This window comes from Bifidobacterium mizhiense (assembly GCF_020884755.1).
In the GTDB taxonomy this organism is placed as follows: Bacteria; Actinomycetota; Actinomycetes; order Actinomycetales; family Bifidobacteriaceae; genus Bombiscardovia; species Bombiscardovia mizhiensis.
On the sequence record NZ_BPWE01000003.1, the window covers coordinates 122,853 to 138,574 of the forward strand.

8 protein-coding genes and 1 pseudogene are annotated in these 15,722 nt (G+C 66.4%); 2 read left to right on the forward strand and 7 right to left on the reverse strand.

Annotated elements, in window-relative coordinates:
• Positions 1-150 precede the first annotated feature (150 nt).
• Together LPC22_RS05380 and LPC22_RS05385 are read left to right on the forward strand one after the other, a co-directional pair.
• Positions 151-3,748 (forward strand): annotated as a pseudogene (locus LPC22_RS05380) (RCC1 domain-containing protein).
• Positions 3,749-4,076: 328 nt separating this feature from the next.
• Entirely contained in the window at positions 4,077-4,880 is an 804-nt protein-coding gene (locus LPC22_RS05385; RefSeq protein WP_229133001.1) for a Bax inhibitor-1/YccA family protein, read from the forward strand.
• A gap of 50 nt (positions 4,881-4,930) precedes the next feature.
• On the opposite strand, the gene acnA is transcribed toward LPC22_RS05385, so the two are convergent.
• The 7 genes from acnA to LPC22_RS05420 all read right to left on the reverse strand — a co-directional run bounded on the left by acnA (position 4,931) and on the right by LPC22_RS05420 (position 15,711).
• Positions 4,931-7,663, reverse strand: coding sequence for an aconitate hydratase AcnA (gene acnA, locus LPC22_RS05390; RefSeq protein WP_229133002.1), 2,733 nt, complete (start codon positions 7,661-7,663; stop codon positions 4,931-4,933).
• A 110-nt stretch (positions 7,664-7,773) separates the two neighbouring features.
• Complete coding sequence (locus tag LPC22_RS05395) at positions 7,774-10,242, reverse strand: HAD-IC family P-type ATPase (protein WP_229133004.1); 2,469 nt, start codon at positions 10,240-10,242, stop codon at positions 7,774-7,776.
• Positions 10,243-10,256: 14 nt separating this feature from the next.
• The gene (locus tag LPC22_RS05400; RefSeq protein ID WP_024627144.1) at positions 10,257-10,871 is read right to left on the reverse strand and encodes a substrate-binding domain-containing protein; all 615 of its coding nucleotides are present in this window, start codon (positions 10,869-10,871) and stop codon (positions 10,257-10,259) included.
• 1 nt (position 10,872) lies between these two features.
• On the reverse strand, positions 10,873-12,159 hold the full coding sequence (locus LPC22_RS05405; protein WP_024627145.1) for a class I SAM-dependent RNA methyltransferase: 1,287 nt from the start codon (positions 12,157-12,159) through the stop codon (positions 10,873-10,875).
• Entirely contained in the window at positions 12,152-12,853 is a 702-nt protein-coding gene (locus LPC22_RS05410; protein WP_024627146.1) for a DUF3159 domain-containing protein, read from the reverse strand. The genes LPC22_RS05405 and LPC22_RS05410 overlap by 8 nt, the downstream gene beginning before the upstream one ends.
• 4 nt (positions 12,854-12,857) lie before the next feature.
• Positions 12,858-13,676: a DUF3710 domain-containing protein gene (locus tag LPC22_RS05415; RefSeq protein WP_229133011.1), complete on the reverse strand. Its 819-nt coding sequence runs from the start codon at positions 13,674-13,676 to the stop codon at positions 12,858-12,860.
• Between the two features lie 37 nt (positions 13,677-13,713).
• On the reverse strand, positions 13,714-15,711 hold the full coding sequence (locus LPC22_RS05420) for a dipeptide ABC transporter ATP-binding protein (RefSeq protein ID WP_198189482.1): 1,998 nt from the start codon (positions 15,709-15,711) through the stop codon (positions 13,714-13,716).
• Between the last annotated feature and the right edge of the window lie 11 nt (positions 15,712-15,722).

Sequence of the window (15,722 nt, forward strand, 5' to 3'; positions counted from 1 at the left end):
GATGTCGAGAAGACGGCTGGCTTGCGCCATGGCTCCTGCAATCCGATGCAGGGCTGGCGTTGACAGACAGCACGGCTTTCCGACAGGAAGAACTTTATTAGGCAGGCGGTTTTTATCCCGCTTGGTGTTTGGTGAAGGGGTTTTGGTTTCATGCATCTGGTTTCCCGTCTGCGTCGCATCTGTGTGATGATGACCGTCCTGCTAAGCCTGCTGGCAGGCCTGGGCGTCGCATCCGCCAACGCGGCGGATACTCCTGTACTCACCGGGGGGGGGGGGTCGTCAGACCCCTCGCGTAGCTGAGCAAACCACCGGCACTCTCCCCAGCAACGCAACCAGCACACCACTACCCACACCCTCACCGATACAAACCACCACACCATTAAGCCCCAAACCAGACACCCTGTCACTGAAGACAAGCAGTCCGGACAACACAGAACCCGCTCCAACTAAGCCATCCGATACCAGTGATCAGGCCGTGCAAACAGTGCGCTTCGACCCCGCCGACGGCAGCAAACCCACTCAGTCAACTGTGAAGACCGGCACCCTCGCCGCTCCCCCGCAGCAGAATCCTCAACGTGAAGGCTTCCGGTTCGAGGGGTGGACTCATGATGGGCAGCCTTTTGACTTCCAGACCCCCATCCTCCAGGACACGACCCTGAAAGCCCAGTGGACGAAGCCCACAGACTGGACACTAAGCCCGGACCATGGGCCCGCGTCCGGAGCCCGGCTGACTATCAGCCCGCCCAAAACTCAAGAACCTCAATTTGTCAGCGTCCAAGCCGCAGGAGAGCAGCTAGTCAGCTTGACCGGCGACGGCCGTATCTACGGCACACCCAAGCAGGTTCCCTCCCCCGCCCAGGCCGCCGACGGGTTCCACTACCTGCAGGTTGCAGCCGGCAGCCGACGGCAGGCCGCACTCGGATCCGACCAGCACCTCTACACCTGGACCAGCCGAGAGGCCACAACCACCATTCTCGGCACCGGCAAGGATGCCGGGTTCACCAGCATCAGCCTGAACGATGACTGGCTCTTGGCGGTGGACCGGCAGGGACAGGTCCACGTCTTCCAAACCAGCCAGCCCGGCAACCAGGACCTGAACCCGAAACCCGCTGAGCAGGCGACGCTAAACCTACCCGGACAGGCACAAGCCGTCACCGCCGCCGCCTCCAACAGCCAGGCTCTCATAGTGGACGCGGACGGGCAGACCTGGACCTGGGACACGAGCAACACCAGAAAAGCCAAGCCTGTACACATCAAACAAGACACCGAAATGCGCACCGTCCAAGTCCAAGCCTTTAGTAAAGGATTCCTGCTCTTGGATTCAAAGGGACAGCCCTGGTACCTGGCCGATAGCGAGGCAAGCGTGACCCCAGTCGGCTTGCCGGACGGCGCCAAGGCCAGCCGGATCGCCGCTAACGAGGATCAGGCCATCATCGTCGGCAAGGACGGCCGCGTCTGGGCGTGGCAGCCGGGCAGCAAGCCCACCCGCGTGGACGACGGAAGCCAGCAGTACGAGCAGGCCGCAAGCGCCGGCGGCAGGATCACCGCCATCAGCAGGCAGGGCGGCATGCTCGCGTGGAGCCTGGACGGGCAGGGCCAGCCCGGCAAGCCAGCCAGAATCTACACCACGCAGGCGCCCATCCTGGAATCGGCCAGCCTGGACGGCCACGCATTGACGCTCACCAGGAGCAACGATGCCTGGCGGGCGGACATGCCCGTCCGCAAGCCGGGACAGGCCGCTATCCTTATCACTGGCAGGCAGGACGGGCAGCCTTTCGCCAGGAGCCTTGCGTACACGGTCGACCAGCCGCCGGCACGAGCTGCGGAACCAGGATCCGCGTTCACGGTCCGCTTCGACACGGGAGGCGGAAGCCCGAAACCAGCAGACCAGACTGTCCCCGCCCCATACGGGAGGGCGAAACGCCCCTCCCCCGACCCTGTACGGGAAGGCTTCCTGTTCGACGGCTGGTTCACCGGCGAGGTCGCCTACGATTTCAGCAGGCCCGTCGACAAGGACCTGACCCTGGCCGCCCACTGGACGCCGGCAAGCCGGAACAGCAGGTGGAGCATCAGCCCTGATAAGGGCAGCCAGCTGGGCAGGGAACCCGCCACCATCACCCCGCCCGACAACGCCAGCCGGGGCATCAGATTCAGCCAGATCAGCGGATCAACATACGACGGTAGTACTTCCTCTGGTTTTTCCTTGGCGGTGGGCAGCGACGGGAACGCCTACGCCTGGGGAGACAACACCTATGGCCAGCTCGGCAACGGGACAACAAGCTACAGCGGCCAGTCTACGCCGGTCATGGTGAGGAAGCCCGACCGCAGCACGTACCCGGACCTGCCAGCGGACTTCACCTACCTGCAGGTCAGCGCCGGAGCCTCTCATTCCCTGGCCCTGGGCAGCGACGGGAACGCCTACGCCTGGGGATACAACGACTCTGGCCGGCTCGGCGACGGGACGAGCACCGAGCGGCATGCGCCGGTCAGGGTGAAGACGCCCGACCGGAAGACGTACCCGGACCTGCCAGCGGACTTCACCTACCTGCAGGTCAGCGCCGGATACAATTATTCCCTGGCCGTGGGCAGCGACGGGAACGCCTACGCCTGGGGATACAACGGCAATGGCCGGCTCGGCGACGGGACGAGCACCGAGCGGCATGCGCCGGTCAGGGTGAAGACGCCCGACCGGAAGACGTACCCGGACCTGCCAGAGGATTTCACCTACCTGCAGGTCAGCGCAGGAGCCTCTCATTCCCTGGCCCTGGGCAGCGACGGCAACGTTTACGCCTGGGGATCCAACGGCAATGGCCAGCTCGGCGACGGGACAACCGTCAGCTACCGGGCTGCGCCGGTCAGGGTGAAGATGCCCGACCGGAAGACGTACCCGGACCTGCCAGCGGACTTCACCTACGTGCAGGTCAGCGCCGGAGGCAATTATTCGCTGGCCGTGGGCAGCGACGGGAACCCCTACGCATGGGGATGGAATATCGTTGGCGAGCTCGGCGACGGGACAACCATCGACCGGAATGCGCCGGTCAGGGTGAAGACGCCCGACCGCAACACTTACGTGCAGGTCAGCGCCGGATACGATCATTCGCTGGCCGTGGAAAGCAACGGATACGTATATGCCTGGGGATGCAACTTGTATGGCCAGCTCGGCAACAACGACAGCAGCCGCCCCAATGTGAATCGGGTTCCTGTGCGCGTGCGTGACCCCGCCAAACCTACTGATACGGGCAAAGGACTGAAGGCCACACAGGTCAGCGGCGGATACCATCATTCGCTGGCCGTGGGCAGCGACGGGAACGCCTACGCATGGGGAAACAACCAGTATGGCCAGCTCGGCAACAACAGCATCCCCACAGGGGCAAGTAACACCAGAGCCAGGAGTCTTGTTCCTGTGCCGGTGTCGTTCAACCTGCAGCTGGTGATCACCGGCGTCAGATTCGACCAGACCGCTGTATCAGGCCTGACGCGCGGTGATGGCAGCAGCGTGACCGTGACAACGCCCGCACACCAGCCGGGCACGGTCACGGTCAGCGTGGACTACACGCTGGGCGGCGCACCCCAAACGCCGGACACCTCCCTCCGATACACGTACCTGCCTGCAGGCGTGCTCCCCCAGGCAGGCGGGGAAGGCATCCTGCTCGCCCTGGCCACGGGCATGACCGGCATGGGCGGGGTCCTGGCATCCCGCCGCCACCGGAAGGAAACACGCCGACTGGTTCACGCTTCGCACGAGTAAGAGCGGCCGGGCGGCGTATCAATCCCCCCGCCCCCGGCCCTACATAGGGGGAGCAGGGAGGAAACGTGTCAATCAAGGCTCAACCCCAAGAGAGCCCGACACTTTCCTCCCGCGCCCCCACCACACTCCGTCCAGCCTGCAAAGTCTGGACCGCACATCAGGAGAGGGGCAACCGCCATGGCGGGATGTGGGCATGCAACCACCCCGCCCTGGCGGCCATCCCCGCCTGATTCCAACCAGAGCAAACACCTGTTATATGGCCAAACCGGCCATGTAGAATTGAACAAGACGACCATCCCGCCACAGACGGGAAGACAAGGAGGAGCAGATGGCTTTCAACGGGAATCCGCGGCCGCAGGCCCCATACGGTCAGTACACACAGCAGCCGATGCCGACCATGCAGGGCGGTGAGCCCTACGGCATGGGCGCGCCCATCGACACCAACGCAGCATACAGCTTTGAAAAGGCGGAGCGGGTCTCCATGTCCCGCGCCTATGCGGAGATGGCGGTCGGCCTGCTGGTCACCGCCCTGACGGCCTACCTGACCGCCCGCACCGGACTGCTCCTGGCCTTCATGCAGGCCACGGGCACCCTGGGGTGGATCGGCATGGCCGTGGTCCAGGTGGCCTTCGCCATGATTCTGAGCTTCCGGGTTATGCGCATGCGCACCTCCACCGCCCGGGTCATGTTCTACCTCTATGCGGCCCTGATGGGCTTCACCCTGAGCACCATCTTCATGACCTATTCCCTGCCCTCCATCATGCTGACCCTGGTGATCACCGCAGGCTTCTTCTTCGTCCTCAGCATGCTGGCGCTGACCACACGGCGCAACATGCTGGGCATGGGATCCATCTTCATGGCCGGCCTACTCATGCTGATCCTGGTCGAGGTGGTCATGCTCTTCCTGGCCCCCTCCAACACGGCCCTGCGCGTGGTCTCGGCCATCGGCATCATCATCTTCGCCGGCCTGACCATGTATGACGCCCAGCAGACCAGGGTCATCTTCGCCACCTACCGCAGCCAGGGACCGGAGGCCATCAAGCGGGTCTCCATCCTCTGCGCCCTCAACCTCTACCTGGACTTCGTCAACCTCTTCCTCTACATCCTGGATCTGGTCGGCGATCGCAACTGACAAAAAGAACATCCCCGCCCCTGGCATTGGTGGCGGGGATTTTTGTATCTTCAGGCCTCCTGATCGGCCCTGGACAGCAGCCCACGCAGCACGTACTGCAGGATGCCGCCGTTGCGGTAGTACTCGGCCTCGCCAGGAGTGTCGATGCGAACCTTGGCCGCAAACTCCACCCTGCTGCCGTCGGGCCGCTGGGCCCGCACCTGGACCTGCTCGGGCAGGGAGCTGTTCAGGGCATCGACGCCAACCAGGTCATAGGTCTCCTGACCGTCCAACCCCAGGCTCTGGGCCGACTGACCCGCAGGGAACTCCAGGGGCAGCACGCCCATGCCGATCAGGTTGCTGCGGTGGATGCGCTCAAAGGACCTGGCTATGACGGCCCGCACACCCAGCATCCTTGTGCCCTTGGCCGCCCAGTCCCTGGAGGAGCCCGTCCCGTACTCGCTGCCGGCCAGCACCACCAGGGGCGTGCCCTGCCTGGCGTAGTCCTGCGCCGCCTCGAATATGGTCGTCTCCTGGCCGTTCAGGAAGTCGTAGGTGAACCCTCCCGGGCGTACATCCAGCCCCACCGAGGCCAACAGCTGGTTGCGCAGGCGGATGTTGCCGAAGGTGCCCCGGACCATGACCTCGTGGTTGCCGCGCCGGGAGCCGTAGGAGTTGAAGTCCCTGGGGGCTATGCCGTGCTCCTGCAGGTAGCGGCCGGCCGGTGCGTCGGCCTTGATGGCCCCTGCGGGCGAGATGTGGTCGGTGGTGACCGAATCCCCCAGCAGGGCCAGCACCCGGGCCCCGTGGATGTCCTCCAGGGGGTCGGGCTGGGCCTTCATGCCGTCGAAGAAGGTCTGGCGGCGGATGTAGGTGGAATCCTGATCCCAGTGGAAGAGCTCGCCCTCCGGCACCTCCAGCTTCCGCCAGCGATCATCCCCGCCGAAGACGTCCGCATAGTCGCGCAGGTACATGTCCCGGTCCAGGGCGGTGCCCACCACGGACTCGATGGCCTCCTGGGAGGGCCAGATGTCCGCCAGCATGACCGGCTTGCCCTGGCTGTCCCGGCCCAGGGGGTCGTGCCAGGGGTCGAAGTCCATGCTGCCGGCCAGGGCGTAAGCCACCACCAGGGGCGGCGAGGCCAGGTAGTTCATCTTCACATCCGGGCTGATGCGCCCCTCGAAGTTCCTGTTGCCCGAGAGCACTGCCGTCACCGTCAGGTCGTGGTCGGCGATGGCCTGGTGGATGGCCGGGTCCAGGGGGCCGGAGTTGCCGATGCAGGTGGTGCAGCCGTAACCGACCAGCTCGAAGCCCAGGGCGTCCAGATCCTTGCTCAGGCCGGTCCGGTTCAGATAGTCCGTCACCACCTGGGAGCCCGGCGCCAGCGAGGTCTTGACCCAGGGCTTGGGCTTGAGGCCCCGGGCGCGCGCCTGGCGGGCCAGCAGACCGGCGGCCACCATGACCGAGGGATTGGAGGTGTTGGTGCAGGAGGTGATGGCCGCGATGACCACATCCCCGTCCCGCAGGCTGAACTCGCTGCCGTCGGCCTTCTTGACCGGCACAGCCTCGCCGTCGCTGTCCCTGTCCTGGTCGCTGTAATCCTTCAGGTCCCGATGGAAGGTCTGCTGGGCCTGGTCCAGCAGGATGCGGTCCTGGGGCCGGCGGGGGCCGGCGATGGACGGCCGTACCGTGGACAGATCCAGCTCCAGCACCTGGGAATACTCGGGCTCGGGGCAGTCGGCATCCTCCGGGTCCATCCACAGCCCGTTGGCCTTGGCATAGGCCTCCACCAGGCGCACATGCTCGTCGCTGCGGCCGGTCAGACGCAGATAGTCCAGGGTGATTCGGTCGATGGGGAAGATGGCGCAGGTGGAGCCGAACTCGGGGCTCATGTTGCCCAGGGTGGCCCGGTTGGCCAGGGGGACCTGGGCCAGGCCCTTGCCGTGGAACTCCACGAACCGGCCCACCACGCCCACCTCGCGCAGCATCTGGGTCACGGTCAGCACCACGTCGGTGGCGGTGACCCCCTCGGGAATGGATCCGGTCAGCTTGAAGCCCAGGACCTGGGGCACCAGCATGGAGATGGGCTGGCCCAGCATGGCCGCCTCGGCCTCGATGCCGCCCACGCCCCAGCCCAGCACGCCCAGGCCGTTGACCATGGTGGTGTGGGAGTCGGTGCCCACGCAGGAGTCCGGGTAGACCAGGGCCGGCCCCTCCCCCTGGATCCTGTCCCTGCGCATGACCACCTGGGCCAGGTACTCCAGGTTGACCTGGTGGATGATGCCGGTGCCCGGGGGCACCACGCGGAAGTTCTGGAAGGCCTGCTGGCTCCAGCGCAGGAAGCGGTAGCGCTCACTGTTGCGCCGGTATTCCATGTCCATGTTGTGTTCCAGGGCGCCGGGCACGCCCGAGCTGTCCACCTGGACGGAGTGGTCGATGACCATCTGCGCGGGGATGAGCGGGTTGACCAGGGAGGGGTCGTCTCCCAGGGCTTTTACCGCATCGCGCATGGTGGCCAGGTCGACCATGCAGGGCACGCCGGTGAAGTCCTGCATGAGCACCCGGGCGGGACTGTACTGGATCTCCCTGTCGGGCTGGGCCTTGGGGTCCCAGTCCAGCAGCTGGTCCAGCTGGTCCCGGGTCACCGTGGTCCCGTTCTGGTGCCGCAGCAGATTCTCGGCCAGGATGCGCAGGCTGTAGGGCAGGTGGTCGATGCCCGGCAGGTCGCTGATCCGGTAGTATTCGAACTCCTCGGAGCCCACCTTGAGCTTGGAACGACCGGCATCTTGTGCGGATTCTGACATGCACCACCCCTTCCTTGGACGCTCGGGCCCTGCCCTGGCGCCCATGTGGACCGGCGGCGGGAGGACCCCAGGCCGTCAGTGACGCTTATCTGTGCTTGTGAGGTTCATTCTTAGCGCCCATGTGTTACCTGACGGATGTAACGTGCGCATGCCGGATAGCCCAGGACGGCCAGGACCATGAGCAGGGCTCCCACCAGGGCGAAGGCCACGGTGGCGGCCAGGGCCGGACCGGTGGGCAGGCTGATGGCGAAGAACCGTGCCACCACGGGGATCAGGGCCCCGATCACCCCGGCTGCGGCGAAGAAGAGGACCAGCAGCCCCCTCCAGGAGCGCAGGGGCCGGGCCACCTGGGTCAGGACCAGCACGCCCATGCAGAAGAGGACGATGGCGCAGACCGAACGCCAACGCCCCAGGTCGCCGGGCCGGGCCAGGTCCAGTCCCAGCAGGCCGGGCAGGCTCCAGGCCGCCGCCAGCACAATCAAGGCCGTGGCGATGCCCGAGGGCAGGGCGAAGGCGACCACCCGCTTGAGGAAGCCGGGCCGGTAGCGCCTGGTGTTGGGGGCCAGGGCCAGGAAGAAGGCCGGCGTGCCGATGGTCAGGGCGCCGATGTAGGTGATGTGCCGGGGCAGGTAGGGGAAGGGGATGCCGGTCAGGACCACGCCCAGGGAGATCAGGGCCGAGTAGACGGTCTTGACCAGGAAAAGGCCGGCCACACGCTCCATGTTGGCCATGACCTGCCGGCCCCGGGCCACCACGTCGGGCAGGTGGGAGAAGCGCGAATCCACCAGGACCAGCTGGGCCACGGCCTTGGTGGCGGCCGCCGCATTGCCCATGGCGATGCCCAGGTCAGCCTCTTTCAGGGCCAGGGAGTCGTTGACCCCGTCGCCGGTCATGGCCACCGTGTGGCCCTTCAGGTGCAGGGCCTGGACGATGGCCTTCTTCTGGTCGGGCAGGACCCGGCCCAGCACGTCCACATCCTCCAGGACATCGGCCAGGGCTGCGGTGTCCTCGGGCAGCTGGCGGGCATCCATGGCCCTGGGTGCCCGGTCGCCGGTCAGGCCCACCTTGTTGGCGATGGCCGCCACCGTGGCCGGGTTGTCGCCCGAGATGACCCGGCAGCGCACGCCCTGCTGGCGGAACCAGGCCAGGGTCTCGGCGGCGTCGTCGCGGATGTGCTCCGAGCAGGTGATCAGGGCCAGGGGCTTCAGGTTCCCGGGCAGGTCGGGGCTGCTGGTGAAGTAGTCAGGCTGGTCGGTGCCCGGGTACCCGTCGGGGGCGGCCAGCATCAGCACCCGGTAGCCGCGGTCGGCCAGGTCGGCCACCTGCCGGTCCACCTGGGGCCAGCTGCCCGCCTGGGATGCCAGGAGCACCTCCGGGGCGCCGAAGTACCAGATTCTGCTGGACTGGTCGGCCACGGCGCTCCACTTGCGGGCCGAAGAAAAGGGCAGGCGGCTGACTGCCCTGCCCGGGCGCAGATCGTCCATCCCCTTGAGGATGGCCCGGCCGGTGGCGTTGGGGCTCTCCTCCGCGCAGACGTCCACCAGGGCCTGCCGCAGCTGCTGGGCCGGCAGGTCCTCGGCCAGCGGGTGCAGGTCATCGTAGACAATGCCCCCGTCGGTGATGGTGCCGGTCTTGTCCAGATTCAGGGCATCCACCCGGGCCAGGGTCTCCACGGACTCCATCTGTTGGACCAGGGTCTGGTGGCGGGCCAGGCGGATGGCGGCCAGGGCGAAGTTCAGGGAGGTCAGCAGGACCAGCCCCTCGGGGATCATGCCCACGACCCCGGCCACGGCGGACACCACGGCCTGCCGCCAGGCTCCGGTGGCCAGGGCCGTCTGGAAGCCGCCCACGGTCCGCATCTGGGTGAAGATGAGCAGCAGGCAGAGGGGAATGACCACTATGGTCATGACCTTGAGGATGGTGTTGATGCCCTCGTTCAGGTCGGAGTGGACCTTCTTGTAGACCTTGGCCTTGGCCATCAGCGTGGCGGCGTAGGAGTCGGCGCCCACGGCGGTCACCTGGGCCAGGGCCATGCCCGAGACGGCCGTGGAGCCCGAGTAGACCTGGTCCCCCGGCTTGTGCTTGACCGTGCGCGATTCGCCGGTCAGCATGGACTCGTCCAGCTCCAGGCCGTAGGTGTCGATGATCTGCGCGTCGGCGGGCACCTGGTCCCCGGAGCGGATCCAGAGCAGATCCCCCTTGACGATGGCATCGTGGGGCACGGTCAGGTTGCGCCCATCCCTGCGCACCGTATAGTCGGAGGCCACCAGGATGGACAGCCCGTCCAGGGTGTGCTTGGCCTTGAGCTCGGTGGCCACGCCGATGCCGGTGTTGATGATGATGATCAGGCCGAAGACCGCGTCTTTCCACTGGCCGGTCAGCAGGACCACCACCATGGCGGTCAGGATGATCCCGTTGAAGAGGGTGAAGACGTTGTCCCGGATGATCTGGCCCAGGCTGCGGGAGGTTTGGTCCTGGGAGACGTTGACCAGGCCCTGGGCCTTCAGCCGCTCCACCTCCTGGGAGCTCAGCCCCGGCCGGTCGGTGTCCGGAAAGCCTGTGTCCGCTGCTGTGCTCATCCTTGGCCCCCCTCTCAGTCGGCGCTCAGGCGCACGGCCATGATCCTTGCATGCGGTCCGTCGTCCACAATGGTCTGCAGAGCGTCAGCCAGCAAGGGCGCGTGTGGATGCCCGGCAGGATCCACCGGGTGAACCGTAGCCGCATAGTAGAGCCTACCTGGGTCAGGGGTCCAAGCCTTGGCGCTTTGAGCGAACTCTACCACAGGAATGCCCGCCTTCCGGGCTGCCTTCAGGGCCGGGGTCCAGTCGCCGGCTCCGGGTTGACGAATCAGAATCAGACTGACCCCGCGGTTGATGGCATCCTGCACCCCATCCTGCTGATCGCTGGTGGACTGCGCCGAGGAGAAATAACCCTTCATGCGCTCCGCCTTCAAGGATGCCAGGATGCGGCTGTCAAGACCGGTATCCGGGTCCTTGCCACCCTTCTGCGGGCATCCAATCAAAGCCACGAGCGTGTCGGAGCGATCCACGCCGTCGTGGGGCACGGTGCCCTCGTGCCAGGAGTCGCCCACGGCCCTGTCCTTGGGGGCGCATCCGGTCAGCGTGGGCAGGCCTGCCAGCAGGGCGACCGCCAGCAGTAGACCCGCCAGCCGCCTGACCACTGCCACGATCCGCCCGGCGCGGCTCATGTCAGTGCTGCCTTCCCGCCGTGCGGGTGAAGACTGCCACGGTCTCCACGTGGTGGGTCATCGGGTAGATGTCAAAGGCCTCAAGGTGCTTGGGGCTGTAGCCCAGGGAGATCAGGGTGGCCGTATCCCTGGCCAGGCTGGTCGGGTCGCAGGCCACATAGATGATGGTCCCCGCCCCGCTGGCGGCCAGCAGCCGGCAGACTTGAGCCTTGGCGCCGGCCCTGGGCGGATCCAGCAGGATCAGGTCGGGATGGCCCAGCCCCTTGGGCGCACCGCCAGCCAGGACCTTGGCCACGTCCCCTCGCCGCAGGGCCACCCGGTCCAGTCCGGCCTGCTTCACGTTGTGTTTCGCGCTGGCAATGGCTCCAACGGATCCCTCCACAGCCAGGAGCCGGGCACGTCCGTCAGCCAGGGCAGCCAGGGGCAGGGTGAAGAGCCCTGATCCGCAGTAAAGATCCCAGATGACCGGTTCGGCAACCCCGTCCAGGGCCTGCCTGGCCTGGTCCAGAACCGCCTTGGTCAGCACGACCGGTGCCTGACGGTGGACCTGCCAGAATCCGTCGGCCCGAACCTGGTATTCAGGTCCTGCTCCGGCCTCCAACCGCTCCGTCAGCAGGCGGCTCCCCTGGCTCAGGCGGCCATCCACCAGCAGCGCGAAGTTGTCGCCGACCGGTCCCCCGTCGCGCGGCTGGGGCACAGCCAGGCGTATGCGGGCACCAGCAGGCAGGCCGCCCTCCCAGATGCCCAGTTCATCAGCCAGGTCCAGCAACTCCTGGGTGGCCAAGGGCATGGTCTGAATCGGCAGACGGTCATGCGAACCCCGACGGCGCATGGAGGGGCGTCCTTGGTCGTCAGCCACCAGCTCGATTCTGGTCCTCCAGTGCAGGCCACCCAGCTCCTCATCGCCCGGAACCCGAGCCACCGGCACTTGGACATCCACCCCGCCCAAGCGGGACATCTGCTGACCAATCAGATCAGCCTTCCAGGCCAGCTGACCGGGCAGACTGACGTGAATCAGATCGGCGCCACCCAGGCCACCTCCCCAGGCCAAGGGTCCAGCCAGGGGCCAGACGGGTTCGCGTCGGTCGGGGCTGGCTTCCAACACCTGGGTGACCTCGCCCGTGGCGAATCTGCCGGCCCGGCCATGAGGCTCGTCCAGGAGGACCTCCACCAGCTCCCCGGGCAGGGCGAAGCGGACGAAGACCACCCGACCGTCCTCCAGGTGGCTCACGCAACGGCCCTGGTCGGCATAGCGTTCGATGCGCAGACGAACCCTGGTCTCAGTCATGATCGGCATGAACCTCCTGGTCGGTCTGAGCCTGGTCGGCCTGACGACGATGGTATGGGCCGCCGATCAGCAGCCAGCTGACCCAGATGCCCAGAGCAAACAGGGGCAGGCCCAGGATCAGGCGTGCGGCGCCAAGCAACCCGACGGAACCAGTCAGGTAGAGCGGCACCTGGATCAGCAGGCGCAGCGCGAAGACGGCGATCCAGACCTGGGTGGCCTGATTATAGGCCCGTACCAGTTCTGGCTCGCCCCGCCAGGAGGCCAGCCACTGCCTCCAGCCTGAGACGACGGGCCGGCGCAGATACTCCACCAGCAGGCCGATGCCGGGCATCCGTGCCAGCAGCGAGGCGGCGAGCACAATGATCCAGAATCCGTTGGTCAAAAATCCTGGCAGGTAATAGTTGCGGGCATCCCGGGTCAGCCATGCGGCCACCAGGCAGATGCCCACCGAAAGCAGACCGGCCAGCGCCCCCAGAAAGGACTGCTGCTGGACCAGACGAATCAGCAGCTGCACGACTGCCAGGGCCGCTGAAACCTCCACGGTCAGCCCCAGACGGCCGGTCACCAGGAAGACAACCAGGAATACCAGCCCCGGCAGCAGGGATTCGACGATCCCCCGCCATCCGCCGATGGCCTCCATGACGGAGAAATCGTCGTCGGCCAGTGCTGCCAGCCCGGAGTGCTTCTGCTTCACAGCCTTAGCGGACCTCCGAGAACATGGGTCCGCGCGACAGTGTGGTCTTCACCTCGGTCTGCTGGTCCGAGTCGAAGGGGCCCTCGGGCCTGCCGGGGATCTGCGCACTCTCATCGTCCTTGGACTCCGAGTCTTCGGCTTCTCCACGGCGCTGGTTGGGGGTGATGGGCGCATGCATGGGCACCAGGTCACGGGGAGCCAGGGGCTCATCGCCACGGACCACCACCAGGTCGGCCAGGTAGCCGTCGAGCACATCCTTCTCCTTGCCGCCCTTGGCTGCCGGGCCTGAGAAGATGCCTCGCAGCATCCAGCGGGGTCCGTCGACGCCCACCACCCGGGTCACCAGGTTCTTGCCCTTGACCTTGACGGGCAGGGTCAGCTCCTTGCCGAAGACGCCGTCCACCTCCTTGCAGGAGGGGTTGGCCTTGAGCAGGTCGGCCCGGACCTCGTCCCAGAGGCCCAGGGACTTGGGGGCCGCGAAGGGCTCCAGCTCCAGACTGGAGGACCCGTAGGTGATGGTGGCTCCCAGCACGTCGCCGGTCTGCGAGTTGGCCTTGAGCCTCAGCTCGCTGCCCTTGAGGAAGGGCAGCATCAGGGCGCCGATGTCCAGGTACTCATCGGTGTCGGGGGCCTCGGAATCCAAACTGTCCCAGGGGCCTTTCCCGCTCTGCTCGGCTTCGTCCTGCTCCGCAGCCGTCTCATCACGGTCAGCCTGAGAGGTCTGGTCTGATTTCTCCGTGGACTTTTCAACGTCCTTGGACTCCTCGACGGCCTCCTCAGCCTGCTTCTTGGCGCGTTTCCTGCCGAAACCGAACAATCCCATGATGCCTCATTTCCTTGTGAGTCTGTGCAAAGGATACCTAGTCAAGACCCAGGCGCAGCTTGCCGCCGGGGATGGCGTCCAGCAGATCCTTGGTGTACTGGCGCTGGGGGTGGTCGAAGACCTCGTCGGTGGTGGCGTGCTCCACCAGCCGGCCATGCTGCATGACCACCACCTCGTCGGCGATCTGCCTGACCACGGCCAGATCGTGGGTGATGAACAGGTAGCTGAGCCCCTGCTCGGCCTGCAGGTCGTTGAGCAGCCGCAGCACCTGGTCCTGGACCAGCACATCCAGGGCGGAGACGGCCTCGTCGCAGATGATCACATCCGGATTCAGGGCCATGGCCCGGGCGATGGCGATGCGCTGACGCTGTCCGCCGGAGAGCTCGTTGGGGTAGCGCCCCATGACCGATTCAGGCATCTCCACCATGTCCAGCAGCTCCTTGACCCGCTTCTGCCGGGACTTGGCGTTGCCGATCTTGTGGATGCGCAGGGGCTCCTCGATGGAGCGGTAGATGGAGTACATGGGGTCCAGGGAGCCGTAGGGGTTCTGGAAGACCGGCTGCACGTGCCGGCGGAACTCCATGAGCTGACGGCTGCCGAAGCCGGCGATGTCCTGGCCCTCGTAGGTCACCAGGCCCGAGGTGGGCTTGAGCAAGTGCAGGACCATGTTGGCCACGGTGGACTTGCCGGAGCCGGACTCCCCCACGATGGCCAGGGTGGTCCCCCGCTTGACCGAGAAGGAGACGTCGTCCACAGCCTTGAACATCTCCTTGCGCCGGGGCAGCCTGAACTCGCGGGTCAGGTGCTCCACGGTGATGACGTGCTCGCTGCGCTCCAAGGTGCTCTCGCCCTTGACGTGATGCTCCAGCAGGTCTTCGGCATCCTGGCCGCGCTGCTTGGCGGAGATGATGCGCTGGGAGGCCAGCGAGGGCGCGGCCTGGACCAGCCGCTTGGTGTACGGGTGCTGGGGATGCTGCAGGACCTCCAGGCTGGGCCCGGACTCCACCACCTGGCCCCGGTACATGACCACGATGTGCTGGGCGCGCTCGGCTGCCAGACCCAGGTCGTGGGTGATGAAGAGCACGGCGGTGCCCAGGGATTCGGTCAGGCTGCGCAGGTGGTCCAGAATCCGCTTCTGGACGGTCACATCAAGGGCGCTGGTGGGCTCGTCGGCAATCAGCAGGTCGGGCCGGGAGGCCAGGCCGATGGCGATCAGGGCGCGCTGGCGCATGCCGCCGGAGAACTCATGCGGATACTGTCGGGCCCTGGTGGCGGCCTCAGGCAGCCCGGCCTCGGACAGCAGGCCGGCGATGCGGTCGTCCATGTCCGAGCCGGTGACATGCTCCTTGGCCAGCGTCCAGGCCGCATCGTCATCCACACCGGCGTCGATCAGGGACTTGGCCACGCCCCAACGGGTCTCGGAGCCCACATCCCACTCGGCCTTCAGGGCCTCCATGGTCTGGTCCACGTCAGCGACCCCGGCATCGCTCAGGGCCTGGCGGGCGGCCTGGAGCAGGCCGGGCAGGTCCTTGGAGGAGATGAAAAGCTCGTCGTCCGACTTCTTGAGCGTCACCTCTTCGTCGCTGGCCAGGGCCTTGGCCAGCCGGGAGCGCTTCTCCCGGGAGACATCCATATGGTTGGCGGTCAGCGCCTCCTTGACCTGGGAGCCGATGCGCCAGACCGGGTTCAGATTGCTCATGGGATCCTGCGGGACCAGGCCCACCTGGGAGCCGCGCAGCGCCTCGTAGTCCTTGCGGTCCAGGCCCACCAGCTCGCGGCCATTGAGCCGGATGCTGCCGCCGGTCACCTTGCCGGTGCCGGGCAGAAGACCCAGCACAGCCATGGCCGAGGTGGACTTGCCCGAGCCGGACTCCCCCACGATGGCCACCCACTGGCCGGGATAGACATTGAAGGAGGCGTCGCGAACTGCGTGGACGGTGCGCCCATCGGCGGTGAAGTCCACCTGCAGGTCCCGCACGTCGAGCAGAGGCTGCTGCTCCTGATTGGTGGTCATGTTCTTGTCTGCTTCAGTCATGCTTCCTCCGC

Coding starts and splice junctions, on each gene's coding strand:
- LPC22_RS05385 (WP_229133001.1), top strand. CDS start 4,077: ATGGCTTTCAACGGGAATCCGCGGCCGCAGGCCCCATACGGTCAGTAC.
- acnA (WP_229133002.1), bottom strand. CDS start 7,663: ATGTCAGAATCCGCACAAGATGCCGGTCGTTCCAAGCTCAAGGTGGGC.
- LPC22_RS05395 (WP_229133004.1), bottom strand. CDS start 10,242: ATGAGCACAGCAGCGGACACAGGCTTTCCGGACACCGACCGGCCGGGG.
- LPC22_RS05400 (WP_024627144.1), bottom strand. CDS start 10,871: ATGAGCCGCGCCGGGCGGATCGTGGCAGTGGTCAGGCGGCTGGCGGGT.
- LPC22_RS05405 (WP_024627145.1), bottom strand. CDS start 12,159: ATGACTGAGACCAGGGTTCGTCTGCGCATCGAACGCTATGCCGACCAG.
- LPC22_RS05415 (WP_229133011.1), bottom strand. CDS start 13,676: ATGGGATTGTTCGGTTTCGGCAGGAAACGCGCCAAGAAGCAGGCTGAG.
- LPC22_RS05420 (WP_198189482.1), bottom strand. CDS start 15,711: ATGACTGAAGCAGACAAGAACATGACCACCAATCAGGAGCAGCAGCCT.